The organism is Pseudoalteromonas atlantica (assembly GCA_007988745.1).
GTDB classification, from domain to species: Bacteria; Pseudomonadota; Gammaproteobacteria; order Enterobacterales; family Alteromonadaceae; genus Pseudoalteromonas; species Pseudoalteromonas atlantica.
Map to the genome: position 1 here is coordinate 1 of BJUT01000052.1, position 21826 is coordinate 21826.

Annotated in this window: 24 protein-coding genes; 18 read left to right on the plus strand and 6 right to left on the minus strand. The window is 38.9% G+C overall.

Annotation, left to right across the window (positions count from 1 at the left end; all coding sequences use genetic code 11):
* Positions 1 to 250: 250 nt before the first annotated feature.
* From PAT01_RS16555 to PAT01_RS16585, 7 genes are read left to right on the plus strand one after another with little or no spacing between them, the layout of a single operon-like run.
* Positions 251 to 916: a Bax inhibitor-1/YccA family protein gene (locus tag PAT01_RS16555; RefSeq protein ID WP_004586716.1), complete on the plus strand. Its 666-nt coding sequence runs from the start codon at positions 251 to 253 to the stop codon at positions 914 to 916.
* A gap of 55 nt (positions 917 to 971) precedes the next feature.
* Entirely contained in the window at positions 972 to 1325 is a 354-nt protein-coding gene (gene tusD, locus PAT01_RS16560; RefSeq protein WP_154945848.1) for a sulfurtransferase complex subunit TusD, read from the plus strand.
* Entirely contained in the window at positions 1322 to 1678 is a 357-nt protein-coding gene (tusC, locus tag PAT01_RS16565; RefSeq protein WP_024033522.1) for a sulfurtransferase complex subunit TusC, read from the plus strand. Before tusD ends, tusC begins: the two co-directional genes overlap by 4 nt.
* Positions 1675 to 1941 (plus strand): sulfurtransferase complex subunit TusB, encoded by a 267-nt coding sequence (gene tusB, locus PAT01_RS16570; protein WP_054982589.1) that lies wholly within the window; start codon positions 1675 to 1677, stop codon positions 1939 to 1941. The genes tusC and tusB overlap by 4 nt, the downstream gene beginning before the upstream one ends.
* A 3-nt stretch (positions 1942 to 1944) precedes the next feature.
* Positions 1945 to 2274: a TusE/DsrC/DsvC family sulfur relay protein gene (locus tag PAT01_RS16575; protein WP_004586720.1), complete on the plus strand. Its 330-nt coding sequence runs from the start codon at positions 1945 to 1947 to the stop codon at positions 2272 to 2274.
* Positions 2274 to 2960 carry a pseudouridine synthase gene (locus tag PAT01_RS16580; RefSeq protein WP_154945849.1) on the plus strand — a complete coding sequence of 229 codons (687 nt, stop codon included), beginning with the start codon at positions 2274 to 2276 and terminating at the stop codon, positions 2958 to 2960. Before PAT01_RS16575 ends, PAT01_RS16580 begins: the two co-directional genes overlap by 1 nt.
* Positions 2953 to 3396, plus strand: coding sequence for an NUDIX domain-containing protein (locus PAT01_RS16585; protein WP_024033519.1), 444 nt, complete (start codon positions 2953 to 2955; stop codon positions 3394 to 3396). Before PAT01_RS16580 ends, PAT01_RS16585 begins: the two co-directional genes overlap by 8 nt.
* A 54-nt stretch (positions 3397 to 3450) precedes the next feature.
* On the opposite strand, the gene PAT01_RS16590 is transcribed toward PAT01_RS16585, so the two are convergent.
* The gene (locus tag PAT01_RS16590; protein ID WP_138579299.1) at positions 3451 to 4719 is read right to left on the minus strand and encodes a sensor domain-containing diguanylate cyclase; all 1269 of its coding nucleotides are present in this window, start codon (positions 4717 to 4719) and stop codon (positions 3451 to 3453) included.
* A 337-nt stretch (positions 4720 to 5056) separates the two neighbouring features.
* On the opposite strand from PAT01_RS16590, the gene mnmA reads away from it, so the two are divergent.
* The 5 genes from mnmA to PAT01_RS16615 all read left to right on the plus strand — a co-directional run bounded on the left by mnmA (position 5057) and on the right by PAT01_RS16615 (position 9853).
* Positions 5057 to 6157, plus strand: a complete 1101-nt coding sequence (gene mnmA / locus PAT01_RS16595) for a tRNA 2-thiouridine(34) synthase MnmA (protein WP_004586724.1) — start codon at positions 5057 to 5059, stop codon at positions 6155 to 6157.
* Positions 6157 to 6759, plus strand: coding sequence for a high frequency lysogenization protein HflD (hflD, locus tag PAT01_RS16600; RefSeq protein ID WP_004586725.1), 603 nt, complete (start codon positions 6157 to 6159; stop codon positions 6757 to 6759). Before mnmA ends, hflD begins: the two co-directional genes overlap by 1 nt.
* 32 nt (positions 6760 to 6791) lie before the next feature.
* Positions 6792 to 8162: an adenylosuccinate lyase gene (gene purB / locus PAT01_RS16605; RefSeq protein ID WP_096041635.1), complete on the plus strand. Its 1371-nt coding sequence runs from the start codon at positions 6792 to 6794 to the stop codon at positions 8160 to 8162.
* Positions 8163 to 8239: 77 nt separating this feature from the next.
* Positions 8240 to 9385 carry a cupin domain-containing protein gene (locus tag PAT01_RS16610; RefSeq protein WP_138579297.1) on the plus strand — a complete coding sequence of 382 codons (1146 nt, stop codon included), beginning with the start codon at positions 8240 to 8242 and terminating at the stop codon, positions 9383 to 9385.
* 9 nt (positions 9386 to 9394) lie between these two features.
* On the plus strand, positions 9395 to 9853 hold the full coding sequence (locus PAT01_RS16615) for a GNAT family N-acetyltransferase (protein WP_154945850.1): 459 nt from the start codon (positions 9395 to 9397) through the stop codon (positions 9851 to 9853).
* A gap of 46 nt (positions 9854 to 9899) precedes the next feature.
* Here PAT01_RS16615 and PAT01_RS16620 read toward each other — a convergent pair whose 3' ends face one another.
* On the minus strand, positions 9900 to 10346 hold the full coding sequence (locus PAT01_RS16620) for a DUF4826 family protein (RefSeq protein WP_138579293.1): 447 nt from the start codon (positions 10344 to 10346) through the stop codon (positions 9900 to 9902).
* A 142-nt stretch (positions 10347 to 10488) separates the two neighbouring features.
* Positions 10489 to 11892: a M28 family peptidase gene (locus PAT01_RS16625; protein WP_138579291.1), complete on the minus strand. Its 1404-nt coding sequence runs from the start codon at positions 11890 to 11892 to the stop codon at positions 10489 to 10491.
* Positions 11893 to 12120: 228 nt separating this feature from the next.
* Here PAT01_RS16625 and PAT01_RS16630 point away from each other — a divergent pair, with 228 nt between their 5' ends.
* Positions 12121 to 12918, plus strand: a complete 798-nt coding sequence (locus PAT01_RS16630; protein ID WP_138579289.1) for a class I SAM-dependent methyltransferase — start codon at positions 12121 to 12123, stop codon at positions 12916 to 12918.
* Between the two features lies 1 nt (position 12919).
* Here PAT01_RS16630 and PAT01_RS16635 read toward each other — a convergent pair whose 3' ends face one another.
* Positions 12920 to 13324, minus strand: a complete 405-nt coding sequence (locus tag PAT01_RS16635; protein WP_138579287.1) for a GFA family protein — start codon at positions 13322 to 13324, stop codon at positions 12920 to 12922.
* 204 nt (positions 13325 to 13528) lie between these two features.
* Between PAT01_RS16635 and PAT01_RS16640 the strand changes: the two genes are divergently transcribed.
* From PAT01_RS16640 to PAT01_RS16660, 5 genes are all read left to right on the plus strand, one after another.
* Positions 13529 to 14380, plus strand: a complete 852-nt coding sequence (locus tag PAT01_RS16640) for a hypothetical protein (RefSeq protein ID WP_154945851.1) — start codon at positions 13529 to 13531, stop codon at positions 14378 to 14380.
* A gap of 91 nt (positions 14381 to 14471) precedes the next feature.
* The gene (locus tag PAT01_RS16645; RefSeq protein ID WP_154945852.1) at positions 14472 to 16319 is read left to right on the plus strand and encodes an ABC transporter ATP-binding protein; all 1848 of its coding nucleotides are present in this window, start codon (positions 14472 to 14474) and stop codon (positions 16317 to 16319) included.
* A 174-nt stretch (positions 16320 to 16493) separates the two neighbouring features.
* Positions 16494 to 17006, plus strand: coding sequence for an outer membrane beta-barrel protein (locus PAT01_RS16650; RefSeq protein ID WP_096041630.1), 513 nt, complete (start codon positions 16494 to 16496; stop codon positions 17004 to 17006).
* 33 nt (positions 17007 to 17039) lie between these two features.
* Positions 17040 to 18314, plus strand: coding sequence for an Ig-like domain-containing protein (locus PAT01_RS16655; protein ID WP_154945853.1), 1275 nt, complete (start codon positions 17040 to 17042; stop codon positions 18312 to 18314).
* Between the two features lie 453 nt (positions 18315 to 18767).
* A complete protein-coding gene (locus PAT01_RS16660) occupies positions 18768 to 19640 on the plus strand; it encodes a LamG domain-containing protein (RefSeq protein ID WP_186807299.1) in 873 nt (290 codons plus the stop codon).
* 169 nt (positions 19641 to 19809) lie between these two features.
* Here the strand turns inward: PAT01_RS16660 and PAT01_RS16665 are convergent, their stop codons facing one another.
* Positions 19810 to 21186, minus strand: coding sequence for a hypothetical protein (locus PAT01_RS16665; protein ID WP_154945854.1), 1377 nt, complete (start codon positions 21184 to 21186; stop codon positions 19810 to 19812).
* 124 nt (positions 21187 to 21310) lie between these two features.
* Positions 21311 to 21730, minus strand: coding sequence for an MAPEG family protein (locus PAT01_RS16670; RefSeq protein WP_138579279.1), 420 nt, complete (start codon positions 21728 to 21730; stop codon positions 21311 to 21313).
* Between the last annotated feature and the right edge of the window lie 96 nt (positions 21731 to 21826).

Consider the following 21826-nt stretch of genomic DNA (forward strand, 5'->3'; position numbering starts at 1 on the left):
CACGGCCTGCATAATAGGGAAACCCATTGGCTTTGTGAAGCTTTTTTTTAAAAAAATTGTTTAAGTGCTTAAAAAACAATTAATTTGTTTAAAGATAAAACAAATAATTTCTTTTTGATGCTTTAATGAACTTTAATTAAAAAATAACACTCTATTGATCTACAAAGGTTTGCCCAAACATATAAGAGTTGGTAATCTAATTTTAGTTAAATTATCGAAACAAACATGTTTCACTTAAAGGAGCTCTACAATGGCATTTAATCATTCGTACAATACCGCTAAACCGGTAATGTCGACCATTGAAACAAACAAGGTACTTAAAAACACCTATTTCTTACTGGCCATGACATTAGCATTTAGTGCTGTTACGGCGGGTATTTCAATGGCATTACAATTACCTTACTTTATGGGAATTGTGTTCACACTGGTTTCGTTTGGTTTATTATTTGTTGTAAACAAAAAAGCAGACTCAGCCTCAGGCGTGTTTTGGGTGTTTGCTTTTACAGGCTGTATGGGCGCAGGCCTTGGCCCACTACTTAACTATTATGCAGCTATGCCTAATGGCCCTATGCTTATTATGCAGGCGCTTGGTTCTACTGCATTAATATTTTTTGGTCTATCGGCTTATGCATTAAACACTAAAAAAGACTTCTCATTTATGGGTGGTTTTTTAACAGTAGGCTTACTAGTGGTTATTGTTGCAAGCATAGTTAACATCTTCATTGGCAGCTCGCTAATGTTTATGGTGCTTAACGCTGCTGTAGTGTTAATTATGTCTGGCTTAATCTTATTTGATACTAGCCGTATTATTAATGGCGGCGAAACTAACTACATTCGCGCGACGGTCGCTCTATACTTAAACGTATATAACCTATTTACCTCTTTACTGCACCTTCTTGGCGCAAGTGATGACTAATTAAATAGTTCTGTTAAAATAGCCCCTTTATTGGGGCTTTTTTATTGGAATTGTTTTGGCGCGATTTGTTCTTTCTTTACATACTCCTCCTTCAGATCATGACTCAACGCAACGTATTATAAAGTTTGCGAATGCATGTTTAGCACAAGGCCACACTATAGATGCGATATTTTTGTATCAAAATGGGATTTATCACGCGTCAGCTCACTTTGAGCTAGCCGCTGACGAGCTGCAAATTCCTACGCAATGGCAACAACTTGCAGATAAAAACGTCAACTTAATGCTATGTATTACTGCAGCAGAAAAACGTGGCTTAAACACAAGCCAAACAGGTGTGTTTACTGTAGCCGGGCTTGCAGAATTTGCCATGCTAGCGAGTGATGCAGATAAATGGATACAGTTTAAATGAAAAACGTTTTAGTAATGAGCCAATCCAGCCCCTTTGATGAGCTTAATACCCGCGATGCCCTAGACATGTCACTGATATTTGCCGCAGTTGAGCAAAATATTAGCTGGCTATTTAGCGGCCCTGCTGTGCTTGCTTTAAAACATAATCAATCAACACAGCAACTTGGTGTAAAAGATTTTTTTAAAAACATCAAAACGCTTGAAATCTATGAAGTAGAAAACATATATGTATGTGAAAAATCGTTACTAGATTATAACTTAAACAAATCTCAATTAATTATTGATTCAACCAGCCTCAATTACACTGAGCAACAGCAACTGATCGGCCAGCAAGATTTTGTGGTGAACCTATGAGTACATTACACATTTTTTCAAAGCCACTGGCTTATTACGACTCTACTCAGCTTGAAAACTTAATTAAAGACACCGATAAAGTACTCCTTGTTGGTGATGCCTGTTATGCCGCTAAGCAGTATTTTCAATTAAACGATTCATTATTGCTGCTTTTAGAGGATGCGCAGGCACGCGCAGTTAAACTAAGCCCAGGCCAAACACTTATTAATTACGATGAGTTTGTTGCCCTTACTCTATCTACTAACCAATCTATTACCTGGTAATCCATGCTTGAATTTAATAATCAACAAATCGACACTGATAAACAAGGCTACTTGCTGGATTACACCTTGTGGACAAAAGAGTTAGCCCCCATTATCGCCGAGCAAGAAAACATTATCTTGAGTGAACAACACTGGGAAGTGATTAATTTTGTGCGCAATTTTTACTTAGAATATAACACCAGCCCAGCAATAAGAATGCTTGTTAAAGCCATGGCTAAAGCGCTTGGCGAGGACAAAGGCAATAGTATTTATTTGTATAAATTATTTCCCAAGGGGCCTGCAAAACAAGCCACAAAAATTGCCGGCTTACCCAAGCCCGCTAGGTGTATTTAATGGCGAACAAACCAATGCATAATCGCGCAAGTAAAAGTACCACTAAACGCACTACGGGTAGAACTTACTCACGCAGCGCGCTCACTAAAAAAAGCACAACTTCGCGTGAAATTAAACCCGCTATAGCGCCTAAAGATAGAAAAATTGTTTTATTTAATAAACCTTACGATGTGCTTTGCCAATTTACAGACGATGCCAATAGAAAAACCTTGGCTGAATTTATTCCCATTAAAGATGTATACGCTGCAGGCAGACTCGACCGTGACAGTGAAGGCTTGTTACTTTTAACAAACTGCGGAAAGCTTCAAAATACCCTTACCGCACCGAATAAAAAAACCAATAAAACCTATTGGGTGCAAGTTGAAGGCGAGCCTAGCGCAGAGGCCATTAATGCCCTGTGTAAAGGTGTTGAATTAAAAGATGGGATGACCTTACCCGCAAACGTAAAAATTATTGACGAGCCAAAACTTTGGCCTCGCATGCCGCCGGTAAGAGAGCGAAAGTCGATTCCTACAACGTGGTTAAGTATTACAATTAATGAAGGACGTAATAGGCAAGTTCGCCGTATGACCGCCCATGTTGGGCACCCTACATTAAGGCTTATTCGCTACAGTATTGGCAATTACACGCTAGATGGCATAAACAGCGCACAGTACAGTGTTATAAAAGGTGAGGTAAATGCATAAACCCCATGTAACGGTTGCTGCTGTAGTAAAAAAAGGAGAGCATTTTTTACTGGTAAAAGAGCGAGATAAATTTACTTCTAATATTTGTTATAACCAACCTGCCGGCCATTTAGAAGTAAACGAAACACTGGCTCAAGCAGCCAGCAGAGAGCTTTTTGAAGAAACAGGTTTGTCCCTAACGCCCACTGGCTTAATCGGTATTTATAACTTACATGCGGCTAATGGGGTGCATTACTTACGCTTTTGTTTTATGTTTGATGGCACTCAAGTCACCACTGAGCCCTGCCCAAAAGATGCAGATATAATTAGTGCCAACTGGCACAGTTTAGAAGACATAAAAGCACTGCCTCTAAGAAGCCATTTAGTTTTAAAATGTATTGAAGACAGCCTAAACCGCCCTATTCAAGACGTAGACTTTATTTACGACGATAATTAAACATCTGCGCTTTATATAATTCTCAAAACTATATAAATAGTCCAAGGCTATAAATTAACTTAATGCTAAACAATTTCGTCCCTGCCTTTTTGAATAATAAAGTGCGCTGTCGGCAGCCTTAATAAACTCTTTTTGATCGCAACTATCCTCTTTATTAATTGCGTGAATACCTATGCTCAGGGTTAAGTAGCCGGTAAAGCTGTCTTCATGAGGGAGGTGCAGCTCTTCAATTGCCTTTTGAATATGCTCAGCAATAAATAAAGCCCCTTGTTTATCGGTTTGAGGCAGCAATACAACAAATTCTTCTCCGCCATAACGCGCCACAAAGTCCTCGGTGCGACTTACCGTACACGCTATTGCTTGCGCCACGTTATACAAACATAAATCACCTTCAACATGCCCGTAGCGGTCGTTAAAGAGTTTAAAGTGATCAATATCGATTAAAATAATCGCCAAATCGTCACCACACTCAACGGCTTTTTCAAACTCTTTACTTAGCTTTTCATCAAAACGACGTCTATTTGCTATTTGTGTTAGCGAATCTAAAAATGCCATGTCGCGTAAAATATTTTGATCTTCTAAACGCTTGGTCGCATCATTAAATACAGCAATATATTCATCGCCCAAATTGATTCCAGATACTTCCATGGTAATTGTATTACCGTTTTTACAAGTAACATGGTAATCATGCGCGGGGATGTCTTGCCCTGTTTCATTGCCAATTTCTAACGCCGATTGCCACGTTTTTTTCACGGCCTCTCGATAGTGAGGGTCTGGGTATGCATTAACCCACCACTGCTCTATGTTAGGTAAGTCATCAACGGTATAACCAAATACATCTATAAAGCGCTGATTAACTCTAATAATATCACCGGTTTTAGCACACACATTAGAGATAGGCATAGGCAAAATAGTAAATAAATGGGCGTAGTGGCTCATCTCGTGGCGCTTCATAGGATGATGCATTTTTTTAGAAAGGAAACTGTATGGCGCATCTTCTTTTTCGTGAGAAAGCGAATTATCCATACTTAATGCAAAATACCATTCATCCCACCAGCGTTTCATAGTCTCAAACAAGGCAGTTTCTGGCTCGTCAACTAATTCAATAGAACTTGAGACAGCATTGAAAATCTCATCAATAGGACTGTTTTGCTTGGCATCTGAGGGTAAAGTGTGCTCAAAAACTTCATGAAAAAGCGTATATGTATCACGTTTTAAGTCGCTTGTAGGCATTATGAGCAACTCATTTAGTTCATCGCGTGAGTTTGCAGCATAATATTGTATTAACGTTGAAAGCTTTTTTACCTGGAAGGCGTAATTCATATATTCATTCCGTTGAAAATATTTTTTTAAAAAAGTGAGTCTAATACGCAAAATCTTACTGGCAGCTGAATTTACAAGCAAGCACAAGGTAATGAAAGCATTATTATCATTTAATAACGTAAGAATGGCACCGAAATATCTTTTTACAATGGCTTATTTAATTTTTTCATCATTTTTTATGTTAAATGCGTTTCAGTCTTATTTGCTATTTATTATATGAATAAAATAACTACAAAATCGTGTGTTTGCGCCACTCCTCCCTTTAAGCAAAAACAAAATGCGTGCTATAATCGCGGCCTTTCCAAGTTAACAGCAATCTGTATAAGCGAAATTATTCATGAGCGAAAATAGTCACATTAAAGTCATCGTTGGTATGTCCGGCGGTGTTGATTCTTCTGTATCTGCATATTTATTACAACAACAGGGCTATCAAGTAGAAGGCCTGTTTATGAAGAACTGGGAAGAAGACGACAATGACGAATACTGTGCAGCCGCTGAAGATTTAAAAGATGCACAAGCAGTGTGTGACAAATTAGGCATCGAGCTTCATACCGTTAACTTTGCAGCCGAATACTGGGATAACGTTTTTGAGTACTTTTTAGAAGAGTACAAAGCGGGCCGTACGCCAAACCCAGATATTATGTGTAACAAAGAAATTAAATTTAAAGCATTTTTAGAATTTGCAGCACAAGCACTTGGCGCCGATTATATTGCAACAGGCCATTATGTTCGTCGTGAACTACGAGACGACAAATACGTTATGTGCCGAGGCTTAGACGATAACAAAGATCAAAGCTATTTCTTATATACCTTAAGCCATGAACACATAGGCCAAACTCTTTTCCCAGTAGGCGATATAGCTAAACCAGACGTACGCCGTATTGCAGAAGAGCAAGACTTAATCACCCATGACAAAAAAGACAGCACCGGTATTTGTTTTATTGGTGAGCGTAAATTTAAAGACTTTTTACAAAAGTTTTTACCTGCTCAACCTGGCGTGATTGAAGATACTGACGGCAACAACGTAGGTGAGCACGAAGGGCTTATGTATCATACACTTGGCCAGCGTAAAGGCTTGTTAATTGGTGGCATGAAAGAAGGCTCTGGCGAGCCATGGTACGTTGTAGATAAAGACGTTGAGCGCAATGTGCTCGTTGTCGGACAAGGTAAAGACCACCCTCGTCTTTACAGCAATGGCCTAAACGCCAATCAATTACATTGGGTAGACCGTGTTGGTCCTCAAGGTACAACGCGCTGCACCGTTAAAACCCGTTACCGCCAAGAAGATATTAATTGTACCCTTCTCGTTGGGGAAGATGGTATGGCACGCGTATTGTTTGATGAACCACAAAAAGCCGTTACACCAGGTCAATCAGCTGTATTTTATGCCGATGATGTGTGTTTAGGTGGCGGTATTATAGATTCGGTGATTAAGTAATGAATCAACACCAAGTCATGGCGCTTGCCGCCATGTGCCAAGTGGCTAAACAAGTACAAAAAATCGCGCAATACGGCAGCGCAAACGATTCAGACTTAGACGTGCTATTTACAAGTATTGTACAAACATCACCCGCATCCCCGGTTGATGTTTACCAAGGTACGCATAACTTGCGCGACGGCTATAAAACATTAATGGCGCAGCTTACTGCTGGCGCTCAAAAAGATGTGGAAATAGTTAAGTACGTAGGTGGTTTAATGCAGCTTGAACGTATTTTAAATAACGAGCCAAAAAGCTTAGCTGAACTTGGCCGTCGTATCGACGACATTCATCGTCGCTTAGATCACTTTGCTATAACCGATGACACAGTAGTTGCCGGTTTAGCAGATATATACTCGTCGGTGCTGAGCCCCCTTGGGCACCGAATTCAGGTTTATGGTAAACCCGAGTTATTAAAACAGCAGCAAACGCAAAATAAAATTCGTGCCCTTTTATTAGCAGGAATTCGCAGTGCTGTATTATGGCGACAAATGGGCGGTAAACGCCGTCACTTTTTCTTTGCAAAAAGAAAAATTCTCGCTATTGCAAAAACAAACATTTAATTATCGTTCAAAACTAAAATTTAGGAGTTATTATGGAGCTTTCAGCGTTAACCGCTATCTCTCCAGTGGATGGTCGCTACGGCAGCAAAACCACTGAACTACGCAGTATTTTCAGCGAATTTGGCTTAATCAAATACCGCGTAACCGTTGAAGTGCGTTGGTTGCAAGCCTTAGCTGCAGCAAGCGATATTAAAGAAGTACCTGCATTTAGCGACCAAGCCAATGCACTTTTAAATGCCATAGTTGATAATTTCAGCGAAGCAGACGCACAGCGTGTTAAAGACATTGAACGCACCACAAACCACGATGTTAAAGCGGTAGAATATTTACTAAAAGAAAAAGTAGCCGATAACAGCGAAATTAACGCTATTAACGAGTTCATCCATTTTGCCTGTACATCAGAAGATATTAATAACCTATCTCATGGTTTAATGCTAAGCGAAGCTCGTGATAATGTGCTCCTTCCATACTGCGACCAACTACTTAACGCTATAAAAGAAAAAGCCATTGAGTACAAAGCAGTACCTATGATGACGCGTACCCACGGCCAACCAGCTACGCCTTCAACAATGGGTAAAGAGTTTGCTAACGTATACATGCGTTTAAAACGCCAGCGCGACCAAATCGCACAGGTAGAAATGCTAGGTAAAATTAACGGTGCTGTAGGTAACTACAATGCTCACCTGAGTGCTTACCCAGATTACGATTGGCATACCCACGCAAGCAACTTTGTAACTAGCCTTGGTTTAACCTTTAACCCGTTCACTACACAAATAGAGCCGCATGACTACATTGCCGAGCTATTTGATGCTATTGCTCGCTTTAACACTATTTTACTTGATTTTGATCGTGACGTTTGGGGTTACATTGCCCTTAACCACTTTAAGCAAAAAACCATTGCTGGCGAAATCGGCTCTTCAACAATGCCGCATAAAGTAAACCCTATCGACTTTGAAAACTCAGAAGGTAACCTAGGTTTAGCAAATGCTATATTTGCTCACCTTGCACAAAAACTGCCTGTTTCTCGTTGGCAGCGTGACCTTACCGACTCAACCGTTTTACGTAACTTAGGTGTGGGTATGGGCTACACGCTTATCGCGTATCAATCTACACTTAAAGGCGTAAGCAAGCTTGAAGTAAATGAGCAACGTTTACTTGATGAGCTTGATCAAAACTGGGAATTACTTGCTGAGCCAATTCAAACGGTTATGCGTAAATACGGTATTGAAAAACCATACGAAAAACTTAAAGATTTAACGCGTGGTAAACGTGTAAATCAAGAGATTATGGCCGACTTTATCGATGGTTTAGACCTGCCAGAGCACGCTAAAGTAGAAATGAAAAAACTAACACCTGCCAACTACATTGGCCGCGCTGTTGAGTTTATTGACGATTTAGTTTAAATACTAAATTGCGCATATAAAAAGCGAAAGGATAATCCCTTTCGCTTTTTTTGTACTAAAAATTATAGGCCAACTCTATGTACCAATTAAAAATAAACAACCTCTGTGAGCAAGAATTTTTAAACCAATACTGGCAAAAAAAACCGCTATTAATTAAACAAGGCTTTACAGACTTTCAAGACCCAATAGAGGCAGAAGAGCTTGCCGGTCTTGCTATGGAAGAAAGTATAGAGTCGCGAATTGTTACCAACCACAATAACGATTGGCAAGCATACCAAGGCCCATTTGAAGACTTTGAAAAATTAACTGAGCAACACGCTACTTTATTGGTACAAGCGGTTGATCATTGGCATAGCGATGCAGCACAACTGCTTCAGCCATTTAGGTTTATACCTAACTGGCGAATAGATGATTTAATGATCAGCTACTCAACCCCTAAAGGTGGCGTTGGTCCACACCTAGATCAGTACGATGTATTTATTATTCAAGGCGAGGGTAAGCGTCATTGGCGTGTTGGCCTGCCTGATCCAACACTTAAACAATTTGCGCAAAATAAAAAACTACTGCAAGTTGAGCAATTTGAAGCCGTTATAGATTGTATTTTAGAGCCCGGCGATATTTTATATATACCACCTGGGTGCCCTCACGAAGGCTATGCAATAGAAAACGCCCTTAACTACTCGGTTGGATTTAGAGCGCCTAATCAACAAGACTTATTTTCTAGTTTTGCCGATCATGTTATTGATACCGACAGCGGCCAAAAACGCTATACCGATCATACTTTAGCCCTTAGGGACTCTAAAGGTGAGCTTTTACAGAGCGAAACCGATAAAGTTAAAACCCTTATGCAAGCGCTACTTAATAACGATGAGCTATTTAAGCATTGGCTTGGTAATACCTTAAGCCAAGCCAAGCACGAAATGGACTTAGCACCGCTTGAAGAGCCTATAACCTGCGAGCAAATGAGTGAGTTAATAGCAAACAATGCAGAAGAATTTGAGCGTTTAGGCGGCGTACGTGCTATCTATCAGCAGCTAGAAGACACCCTATTATTAAGTATTAATGGCGAAAACTACCCGTTACCACTTTGCGACTTAAATGCCGTTACACTATTAACAGATCATGATTATGTTAATACCGACGATTTAAACGCAGCGCAGCCCAGCCTAGTTTTTATTCAAACCTTTACTACACTAGTTAATGAGGGGATGTGGTTTAATTAGAGGTGCGCTATGGGCTATCAAATTAATAAGGTCGAGTGGGATAGGCAAAAAGACCAGCTACAACAAATACGTGAAAAAGTATTTGTGTATGAGTTACACATACCCAAACGAATAGAATTTGATAGCCAAGACAAACTAGCACACCATGTGCTAGTTACTCACAACAGTAACGCACCCGTAGCCACAGGTAGGCTGTGTACAGATGGCTTAATAGGCCGAATAGCCATTTTACCCGCACATCGTAATCGCCATGTTTATACTTCATTACTTACTTTTATTGTTAATCTTGCCGCTAACGATGGGCACCAAGTTATTAGTATTAATTGTATTTTAAACGAAGTTGAGCGCTTTAAACGAAACGGCTTTATACAACAAGGCGGTGTTTTTATGGAAGCAGGTATACCTAGGCAGCGAATGCAATGCCATGTGTCTGAGTTTGTCACTAAACCATTTACATTAGTACATTAAAAAAGGGCCGTTAATAGCCCTTTTTTACGTTTATACAAGCAATACCTTATTTTGGTTCATTAGCCCAAAGTTGCTCGTTTTCATGCATTTCGTATAAGCCGTGTGCACGGTTTATAAGTAAGTTAGCAAAGTCGACCTGGGTTTTATCTCGTGCGCCAGCACTCATTATTTGATCTGCTTTTAACTGCCATTGTAATGAAAAATATCGCATAGCATCGCGCGCATCTTTTGCTGCACTTACGTCTGCATGATCAGTGGGTAAGCGCCCTGTTATTACCCAGTAACTCTTGCCGTTTTGCGCTTTAAATTTCCACATAGCACACAATGGCGCTAAAAAACGACTGTCTTTGTCTATTACTGATTTAGGCATAATGCCTTTTTCTGCTAAGTATTTTTGGGCGTTTTGAAAACACTCGCGTTGCCAAGCAACCCGTTGTTGCTCTATTTGTGCTTGCTCTTGCGCTGTTAATGGTTTTTTTTCTTCTTGCTGCATTTTATTAACCTTTACTGCTTTTTTTCTACACTCTAAGTGCATAACAAATAAGGTGCAAGCATAAAACACCTGCTTTGCACCTTAAATACACCATTTGATTTGTTTTTAATCACAATTGCACATAAGCAATAGTAAATCGCTGTTATTTTATATTGTGATCAAACGAGCCTACATCACCTGGGAACACCACAGGCGATTCAATCCCGTCTTTGCTTATCGCTGCAACACCGAAATAGTAATTATCTATAACAACGTTTTTAAGTGTAGCTTTACTTACATTGCCCACATCTTGGCTAAATTGCCATTGCGGCTCACTGGTATAGCGCCAATAAATACGATAACCGGCAATATTATCATCATCTGAACTTTGCCACGAAAGCGTAGTGTCGGCCTTAACCGCGCCTTCAATTTTTACCTGCTTAGGGGGAGCTGGCGCCCAAGCCATTGAAGCCATTGTTACTGCGTTCAATGATGTAAGCTTTGCTGTGTAGTCAAAATCAACGCCATCTATGGTATCGCCATAGACCACACCATTTTCTGTACGTAAATCTTGATGTTGTCGGTCGTAATGCTCATTAGTTTCCATAATTCTGACTGCTGCAAAACCTGCATCGTTAAACGGTCTATGGTGCCCGCCCCGGCCAAATCTATCTAACCTGTAAACTAACATTGTATCTAAATTTGGAATGTACCTATCGGCAATTGTATCTATATAGCGCGCTAAATTACGGCTCGCCGAATCGACTTCACCACCTGTAAAACGGCGCGTTCTTGCTTGTTGTTTCGTTTCTACTACACGCGTGCCTTCTGAGAAAATACGCGCCGTTGTATTGTCGGTAACGCCATTAAAACCGGTAATATTGCCAATCATGTCGTTATTTAAAACGCCATGTACTTGCCAATTGTGCTCTTGTGCATACGCTGTGAGTATTTTACCGCCAAATAACCCCTGCTCTTCGCCAGACAACGCTGCATACACTACTGAGCCATTAAATTTATGCTTGCTTAGTACACGTGCAGCTTCAATAACCCCTGCCACGCCTGAAGCGTTATCATTTGCTCCCGGTGAATCACTGGTAAAGTCCATTACATCGCTCACCCGCGAATCAATATCGCCCGACATAATAACCATTCGGTTTGGCTCAGTACTACCACGCTGAATGGCCACTATACTCACCACTTCAACAGGATTAGGAATTCGTTTTTCACCTGATATAGTGTCTTTAACTTCAATAACTTCTAGGCAACCACCACATTGCGCTGATATTTTTTCAAACTCTTTTTTAATCCAACGCCGTGCAGCACCTATGCCCCGTGTATCTGACTTAGTTTCAGAAAGCGTATGGCGGGTACCAAAATCCACCAGCGTTTGTATGTCGCTCTCAATACGTTTAGCTGATACCTGCGCTGCAATATCATGTAGCTTTTGTTGTTCTTCATATTTTATGCTGGCATGAGCCTGTACTGATAACCCTGCCGCACAAGCAAAGGCTAACGTGCTCAATTTAATAAGTTTAGTTGTAATAGAAAAAGGGGTTTTGCGCATTATAAGCTCCTTATTTTTTACCTTACCATTACTCAACAACCTATTTAGTGCAACTATTTTGAGTTAAAGCTTTATACAAGTAAGCTCAACTGTAAAAATTAACCACACTTAAGTACTCCCCTCTTTTAAGTAACCAAGCGTATTACAAACCTTGTTACATAAATACGCTATATACATAGCGTGTTTTCGTGGCAAACTAATGGGGTGTTTTATTTGTATTTGTAACCTATGCGCCAGCTTAAAGCCGATACTGTCTCTGCCAATTTAATAGCCTCTAGTAACAACCAATATGGGCCTATTTGTGTTTATCAAAATACGGCCTATCGCTGGTTAACACTTGCCCAAAATGCGCATAGCGATATCACTATTCAAGGGGTGATGAGCCTTAATGAAAATGAACAATTACTGATTGCGGTTAATCAATGTATGCTGTTATTTTTACTTAAAACAGCTGAGCCACTACGGGTTTTAAATTTAGGTTTAGGTACTGCGGGCATTGAGCGAGCCATTCATTATTTACATAACAAAACGGCTTATATAAATAACTTAGCTGTGTTTGACAGTGTAGAAATAAACCCCGCGATGATAAGCGTTGCTAAGCACCATTTTAACTTGCCCGCTAATCATACGGTGCACTTACAAAATGCAGAGCTGTTTGTTGCAACGTGCACGCGCACATACAATGTCATTACAATTGATATTTTTAGTGGCGATGTACATCAAGACTTTTTATCTAACAGCGTATTTTGGCAAAACATACGTCGCTGCAGCGGGCTAAATTCGCAAATTATTATAAATTTAAACCCTAAAACAGGAAAAGAGCTCCAAGCTTTACTCGTCTTGTTTAGGCAACACTTTAGCTGTATTGCCCTTATAGAGTTTAACGAATACAAAAATATTGTCGTGATACTTTCTCAGCAAAGTTTAGTGCACATTAATAAAGAAGAAATAGCCCATTCGCCATTATTTAAAACGTGGGCGCCCACCCTTCACAACGACATAAACAGCATTTACCACATAGAGTAATTTAGCGACCTGGTTCGTGTTTTTCATAGCACGGCAAATGGGTTTCTAATTGCTCCCAATTGGCTTTAGAGGTAACAAAATTATGCGACATTACCTGTTCAGTAATATCGTCATCTATCAACCCTAGGCGTATTCGCAAGCGAGATTTATCCTCTGCATTAGCACTGTAAATAGGTGAGCCACATGTTTTACAAAAAAAGCGCGCACGCCCAGGTTTGAAATTAAATTCAGTTAAATTATCTTCTCCTTTGGTAAGTGTAAATTCGTGAGTGTTTACAAAACCATTAGTGGCAAAAGCAGTTCCGCTGTTTTTTCTGCATAGTGAGCAGTGACAATGAATAATTTGAGAAATAGCCCCTTTAATTTCAACTCTTACCGCTTTACATAAGCACGTTCCAGTATACATATAATCCCTTTTATTATTCTTAATTGCGTGTTGTTAGGTATTTTACGCGTTTAAAATATAGACGTCAGTAGAATAGATAAAATACAATATTGGTTGACTAATTTTCGCTAAATTGGTTATATAGATTTTTAGCTTTAAAAATTAAATTCCACATATTGGTTTACCAATTTATATGATTATACTTACATTAGTAAAAGAGGGATTATGCGCGTTAAATACAGCTTACTGTTAGTCGCCTGCTCAGGATTATTAGCCTGTAGCCAAAACAATCAAAATGCCCCCTCTGCAAAATGGCTATTAGTAGATAACTTTGAACAACCGCTAAAAGGCTGGACAAAGGCCGACACAGACAACCAAACTCAACCTTATGTTGCTAACCCACAAGTAACTAAAATAGAAGTTGAGGATACAGCCAAAGGGATTAACCATTTTTTAATTAAAAAGCCTGCCGAAAATGGTATTGTCGGCAACCGCAAAGCCCTCAGCTATAAAAAGCTTCCAAAAACAGTGCCCGTTGGCGAAACCTACACTTTTTTTACCCGTATTAACGTTGCCTCTTTTCCAAATAACCATGCTTTTGGATTAAGTAACTTAGAGCCAGAGCAAATAAACGTTCATGGCTACGACGCCTTTGAAGCCACTCTTCGGGTTACCGATAAAACCGAGTCAAATGGGTTAGTCAATACCGGGCCGCTAATGGTCAAAACTGATAAAGGCTATAGTAATATCCAAAACTATGCACAAGCGCAATCGGCTAAACCACTTGATACAAACAGTTGGTACAACATTTGGTACAACATTTGGTACGTTGTTAATAATGCATCGGTAAAAATGCAAGGCCAGCAATACAATGTATATGTACAAGGCGGCGAATTTAAAAACCAAACCTTAGTGTATAAAAATGCCACCTTTAGAATGAAACGCGAACGCCCACTTAGCTATTTTTTAGCTAAATGTAATACGGGCCCACATAAAAAGCCCTACGGAAATGGCGGTTTACGCTATGACGACATTTATATGATTAAAGGCGTAAACCTCACAAACCCTATTCGATAAAAGTAGCAGTTTAAATTAATCGCTAAAGATCTACAGCGCGCCACTTAAATGGTATGATCCTTTTCTATTTTTTGTCATTTAAGTTTATAAAATGTATCGATTATTCGAAAAAATGACCAACGCATTTCCTGAGCAAAAGCCAACGCAGCCGCCCTCTACCTTATTTGCGTTTTGTCGTCATTACACTAAAGGTATGGAGCTGTCGTTAGTTTTAATGTCTGTTAGTGCTGCCCTGCTTGCCATTTTAGAAGTATCGTTATTTAGCTATATGGGCCAATTGGTTGATTGGTTGGGCACCTACACACCGCAAACCCTATTTGAAGAGCAAAAAACCGAACTTATAAAAATGGCGGTAGTACTTTTAGTGATATTGCCTATTGTGGTGTTTTTTCACTCGGCTATTTTACACCAAGCATTACTGGGTAATTACCCTATGTCGATTCGTTGGTCGGCGCATAGATACTTATTACGCCAAAGTGTTAGCTTTTATCAAAACGAGTTTGCAGGGCGTATTGCCACAAAAGTAATGCAAACATCACTGGCCGTACGAGAAGCCGTAATGAAACTGCTCGATGTACTAATGTATATTGTGGTTTATTTTGGCGCTATGGTGTTTTTAGTTGCAGAAGCTGACTGGCGTTTAATGCTACCGCTTTTAGTGTGGGTAATTATTTATGCCGCTATTCAAATGTACTTTGTGCCAAAACTTAAAAAAATTGCCAGCTCGCAGGCCGATGCGCGCTCTGAAATGACCGGCCGTATAGTCGACAGCTATACAAATATATCGACCATTAAGCTTTTTTCGTACACACAACGTGAAGAACAATACGCTAAACAAAGTATGGATGTATTTTTACAGCCTGTTTATAAGCAAATGCGTTTAGTAACCAGCCTTAACTTTGCCATAAATAGCCTAAATTACTTATTAGTATTTAGTGTGGCCGCACTATCCCTTTATTTATGGTCGTTAAGTGCAATTAGCGCTGGTGCCATTGCTGTTGCGGTTAGTTTATCGCTTAGATTAAATGGCATGGCGCAGTGGATCATGTGGGAAATAAGCAGCTTGTTTGAAAACATTGGTACCGCAACCGATGGCATGAAAACCTTATCTACGCCAATTAAAGTAGATGACAAACCCGATGCAAAAACGCTTGCCGTTTCTAAGGGCGATATAGCGTTTTCAAATGTTCATTTTAACTACGGCAAAGCCGCTAACGAAACAAATCGCGGACCGGTAATGAACGGCCTAAACCTACATATCAAACCCGGTGAAAAAATTGGCTTAGTGGGTCGCTCTGGCGCTGGTAAATCAACATTAGTTAATTTACTCCTGCGCTTTTACGATACCGATTCGGGGACGATTAAAATTGATGGCCAAAACATTACCGATGTAAGCCAAGAAAGCCTTCGCCGCTATATAGCCATGGTTACGCAAGACACTTCCCTGCTTCACCGCTCTGTAAAAGATAATATTTTATACGGCCGACCCGATGCCTCAGAAGCCGAAATGCTCAGCGCTGCCAAGCAAGCTAAAGCACTCGAGTTTATAAGCGATTTAGAAGATAGCAAAGGCAATAAAGGGTTTGATGCTCAAGTAGGCGAGCGCGGTGTAACCCTCTCCGGTGGGCAACGCCAGCGTATCGCTATAGCGCGGGTATTACTTAAAAATGCACCTATTTTAATACTCGATGAAGCCACCAGCGCGCTCGACTCAGAAGTAGAAGCCGCAATACAAGCAAGCCTAGATGATTTAATGACAGGTAAAACCGTGATTGCCATTGCCCACAGGCTATCGACCATTGCGCAAATGGACAGACTTATTGTACTTGATGCAGGACGCGTTGTAGAGCAAGGCAGCCACGAAGCGCTCATTGCGCAAAATGGTATTTATGCTGGCCTTTGGGCACATCAAACCGGTGGGTTTATTGGTGTAGATTAGCCAAGATAAGATTATAAGCCGAAAATAGCGCGATTTTTATTGCGCATTACGCTATTAAATCAGATATTTATAATTTGTTCCTAATTTTATCCAAGCGAATCTCTTCCCTTGATTAAGTTAAGTCAATTATATACCATCCTTACTTATAATAATTTACGGATAGTTTACTTTCACATGGAAAAAACTCTTTATCTACTCCTATTCTGTGCCTCAACGCAATGTTTTGCAGACACCGCATATATTGGTGTTGACTATGTATTACCTGAAATGGCAATTAGTAACGAAGATGTTAAGCCAAAATCAACTGCACTTCGTTTAGGGGTCAGTAACAATAATATGGCTTTTGAAGCCCAATACCTAACCGCCAACGAGAAAGATAACCTTTATCGCATTGAATTCGATATAGAAAAAAGTGCCGCATTATTTTTCGTAATGCAGTCTGATGTTGTTAATGGTTTCGGTTTAGATGTTTCAGTCGGCTATGCGCAAACAGATATTACAGTTAATGGCCCTGAAGAAACTATAAATGATGAATTTCAATATAAAGGTTTTGCTTGGGGTGTGGCAATGCACCAAGATATTCCATACTTAAACAGCACCCAAGTAAGGCTTGGCTATCAATCACTTTATGACAAAGACGATATCGAGATAACAGCTATTTCTCTTGGTTTTACTTACCAATTTTAGTCATTCTCTCATTTTAAAAGGTACAATCCTAAAATGGCAATAAAACACACCTCTCACAAACTCTCTATTATTTCGATATTATTAATAGCAGTTACTGGCTGTGGCTCTGATACTGAGTCAACCGACCTAAAAAAAGCAGTAACTCTCGAAGAGCTTCGCACTGAAGGTACAATTATAGAATCCGTTACTATTATCAATAATCAAACACGCATTAGACCTGGAGAACAATTTCAGCTTAAAGCCATGGGTATAGATAGTAACGGAGAAACGAGAGATGTAACCGATGAGCTTACTTGGAGTACAAGCGACCTAGAAGTAGCCACTGTCAATAGTCGTGGCTTAGTGACAGCCATTACTAATTCTCCACTGGATAGAGGTTTGATTACGGTTACTGGCACTACAATAAATGAAATATCCGGTGAAGGACAAATGTCAATTAGTGATGAAGCCGTTTCGAACATAGAACTAAAACAAGCCTCACCAGAAATAGGTGACATTAATACGTGTATAGAAGCAAGTATTAGTGCAGATATTACTTATTCAGATGGCTATATATCTTTAAATACAATAAAAGATATTAGTTTTACTCTTGATGATGAAACAAGCGCGTTAATCGATAACAACGGTACACTATATACCTCATCAAGTGAAATTGAGAACACTTCAATTACTGCGAATATAGGTAACATATCGGATACCTTAATTGTCACAGCCAACCCAGTTAACCTAGAGAGTATTGATATTCTTTCTGATGATACATCTAAGGATATTATCAAATTAAACTTAGGTTCTCGTATAAGCGTAGCTGCGCAAGCCAATCTAATAAACAATCCTTCTCCTTTCGATATAGACAATACTATAAAGTGGTCTACGTTAGATTCATATACTGTCGGTGTTACAAAACAGGGCGAAAATAAAGGTACTTTACTCGCATTAAAACCAGGCGTTACAGAGCTTGTTGCGAGCTGTGGTGGAGTGTATAAAACAGTAGCCGTACAAGTTGAAGGCGACGCAACCCTAGAAAGTATTCAAATTAATGGCGCTGAAAATCCATTAACTTTGAGCCCTCTGGGTACTTTAGATTTAACATTAACCGCTAACTATAGTGATACCTCTTCTAGCTTGAATGTTTCAGAATTTGCGAATTGGAGTGTAAATGGTAGCACAATTGCAAATGCTGAATTAATTAATATTGGAACCAATCAGGCTAGATATAGATTAACGAGTAATTCAAATGGTAACGGTACAGTTATCGTTTCTGTCAATTACGATGGGATAGTAACAAGTACACAAATCAATATTGAATAAAAAATAGTTAAATACGTCAAGTAAATAGCTCAGAACGAAGGCCTTAATTTACTAGGCCTTCACTTTACCCTTTCTACTCTCTTCCTCTTTACAGGTTTGTCGCTTGGTTTTTACAAGCCTCTAAAGTTGCAAAGTTTTTAAATAGCATCCAACATTTTACTTTTACTACTAAAAACTTATAGAACACTTCTTCCTCTTCATTGCACATCCCTTACTATTATTTTTGCTGATTAAATATTGTTAACGATTAACATCTATGCAATATTATACCTAGTTCGATTTTTAAGCGAATTATCGGACTTAAAAAGAATATTTTACTGACAGCCTTTTCACATATTTGCGTTATTCAAGACGAAATTATCGTGTGACTATCTAAAAAATGTGTATCGGCAAATTAAAGAAGGTTTATCTATTTCTTTAAACTTTCAACATTAATTTAAATGGAGATTTTATATGAAACAGCTAAAGCTACTAATAGGTAGCACTTTGTTTATGTCTATCACTTCAGTCCAGGCAGCTGATTGGAGCTCTTTTAGTATTCCAGCACAAGCAGGCGCAGGTAAAAGCTGGCAGTTACAAAGTGTTTCAGATGAGTTTAACTACATTGCACAACCTAATAATAAACCAGCTGCTTTTAATAATCGTTGGAACGCATCTTATATAAATGCTTGGCTAGGTCCTGGCGATACAGAATTTAGCGCTGGCCACTCATATACAACTGGCGGGGCGCTTGGTCTGCAAGCAACCGAAAAAGCAGGTACGAACAAAGTTCTCTCAGGTATTATTTCTTCTAAAGCAACCTTTACTTACCCCCTATACCTAGAGGCGATGGTAAAACCAACAAACAACACTATGGCAAATGCTGTATGGATGCTTAGTGCTGATTCTACCCAAGAAATCGATGCTATGGAGTCATATGGTAGCGACCGAATTGGCCAAGAGTGGTTTGACCAACGTATGCATGTTAGTCATCACATATTTATTCGAGACCCATTTCAAGATTACCAGCCAAAGGACGCTGGCTCTTGGGTTTACAACAACGGAGAAACATACCGCAATAAATTTCGTAGATATGGAGTACATTGGAAGGATGCGTGGAATTTAGATTACTATATAGATGGTGTTTTGGTTCGAAGTGTCTCTGGCCCAAATATTATTGATCCTGAAAACTATACTAACGGAACAGGCTTAAACAAGCCTATGCACATAATACTGGATATGGAACATCAGCCATGGCGAGACGTTAAGCCTAATGCATCTGAGCTTGCAGATCCCAATAAAAGTATATTTTGGGTAGATTGGATACGAGTTTATAAAGCCCAGTAATATATTAAAAACTTAACTTATTAAGTGCGGAACTTATGTTTACAAACCCTCTAATGTTTGCGATATACTCACTGCATTTAATAAGTTTTAAAACACATTCGTTGAAACTTAATGCAAAGTACTTATAAGCTGATGCACTCACTAAGCTTTAAATTCCCTCACCTAACAACTAATCATTATAGTGATTTTCTAAATGGGTTATTTCACTTTCAGTCAAAACTAAACTTCTATACAGAAAATTGTAATCAATTTCATCTTGTTGCTTTACAAATGAAAATGCCGCTTCAATCAAAAGTATTCGCTCTTTTGAACTATACATACCATTCGCAATCTCTATGCTTGATGATAAGCTGCTGGCTAACATATTCTCGCCAGCCAAACGCTTAGCATAACTAGTTTCTTCACTAGGAGTTAATGAATTAAGCCATATTTTTGTTGCATCAGGGTTTTGAGCAATTAGACGCTTGGTAAGCGCAGCCAAAAGTGACTTTCTAACCGCTATAGGAAATGATAATGTGGGGATTATTTCTTTTAACGCATCTAGTCCTTTTTCAGGCGAAGTAGCGACTAAATTTGTCAATAATTTACCCTGAAGTGTTAAGTCATTTTCAGCTAAAATGATATCGAGTATACGTGAGAGTTCGACTCTCTGTGTAGCCATTACCTCAACTAGCCTGCGCAAACCAGCTTGCCTTACAGGACCACCAGGTAATGACAATACCCAGCTTTCTGATGATTCAATATCATCACTAGCAAGCTTTTGTGTGAAATACGCAACGGCGTCATATTTTATTTGTGAATCGTCTAGTAATAAAATAGTCTCTTCAGCCAAAGAAGTATCTTTATCAATTAATGCCGTTAACATAGGTAATATCAACCGCATATACATATCAGGCCTTGGTTGTTGCTCAATCCAGCTAAGCGCTTCTAGTGTGTCCTGAACGCCCCATTGCATTAGCAAATTATCTATTACTGCCATTTTGATCGAGGTATTGGAGAGGTAGCTTACTTCCTCTAGAACTGTTTCTGGTCTACTTTCCATGTAGGATAAATACCCAGCTGTAATTAGTTTTGCCTTTATATCATTATTTAATTTACTATTATCAATCCAAATGAGTAATTCTTGTAAATCTATTTGCCCTACGGTATACGCGATTTTTTTTATTAAAAAATCCTGTAGTTCCAATTTTAAACTAGTTAAATGCAATAAAGCTTCTTGCCAATTAAAGTATATCCAGGCTAAGTAAATTGGTTCGACTAACTTAGCTTGTTCTCTTAAAAGACGTTTATTTTCATTAATCAATACGCTATCAACACAAGTAGAGTAATCGTCGTTAGTTTTTAACGTTTCTAAATTATTTGAACATAACTCAAATTGCTTAGTTTGGCTGCCCATTGATAAATTATTCAATAGCTTTAAACCCGCTTCACTGCCTTTATTCAAAGCATTACTCGAACCACTATTATTGGTTTCTTGGGGAGAATAAAACTTGTAAATTAAAAACATTGAAACGAGTAAAAACATAAATGCTATTTTAAATTTCATCCGTTGCCTTTGAAAGTTAAATATTAATTCATAAATTTTAACTATATAGCATTGCCCATTTATTATCCAATCGCCAAAAATTTAAATAATAGTGGTTGTTAACTTTATTTTCCGTTTAACTTGATTAAGCCAATAATCTTAAGCCAATTAAAATTAGCATAACAATATTGGCTATAAAACTGATTAAAAAGAAGTACGTGCGTGGGCTTGGGTTTTTCTCTGTGGCTATAACGTAATACAGCGCCATATGAATTAATCGCGCTATTACATACACCCAAACGCACATGGCAAATATAGGGCTTTGGTAATTTATAACAAATGCAAACAACACAGTACCAATAAACAACGCGCTGTTTTCTAGTGTGTTATGAAAAGTACGGTGGGCTCTAAATATAAAACTGCCGTGCGATAAATCATCGCTAATTTTACCCGGTACAGCATTAGGTTGTTTAGCTTTGCTAAAGGTAGCTACCGACCACTGTACCACTAACATTATTAAATAAACGTAAAACGCCATATTGGCAGAAAGCGCAACTTCAGTCATTTTTATGTCCTTAAAATTGTTTTAATTCAGTAGTTACAGCAAGTTTTAAGCCTAAAATAAGTTCATTATAATTAATAACTTATAATTTATAGGTTC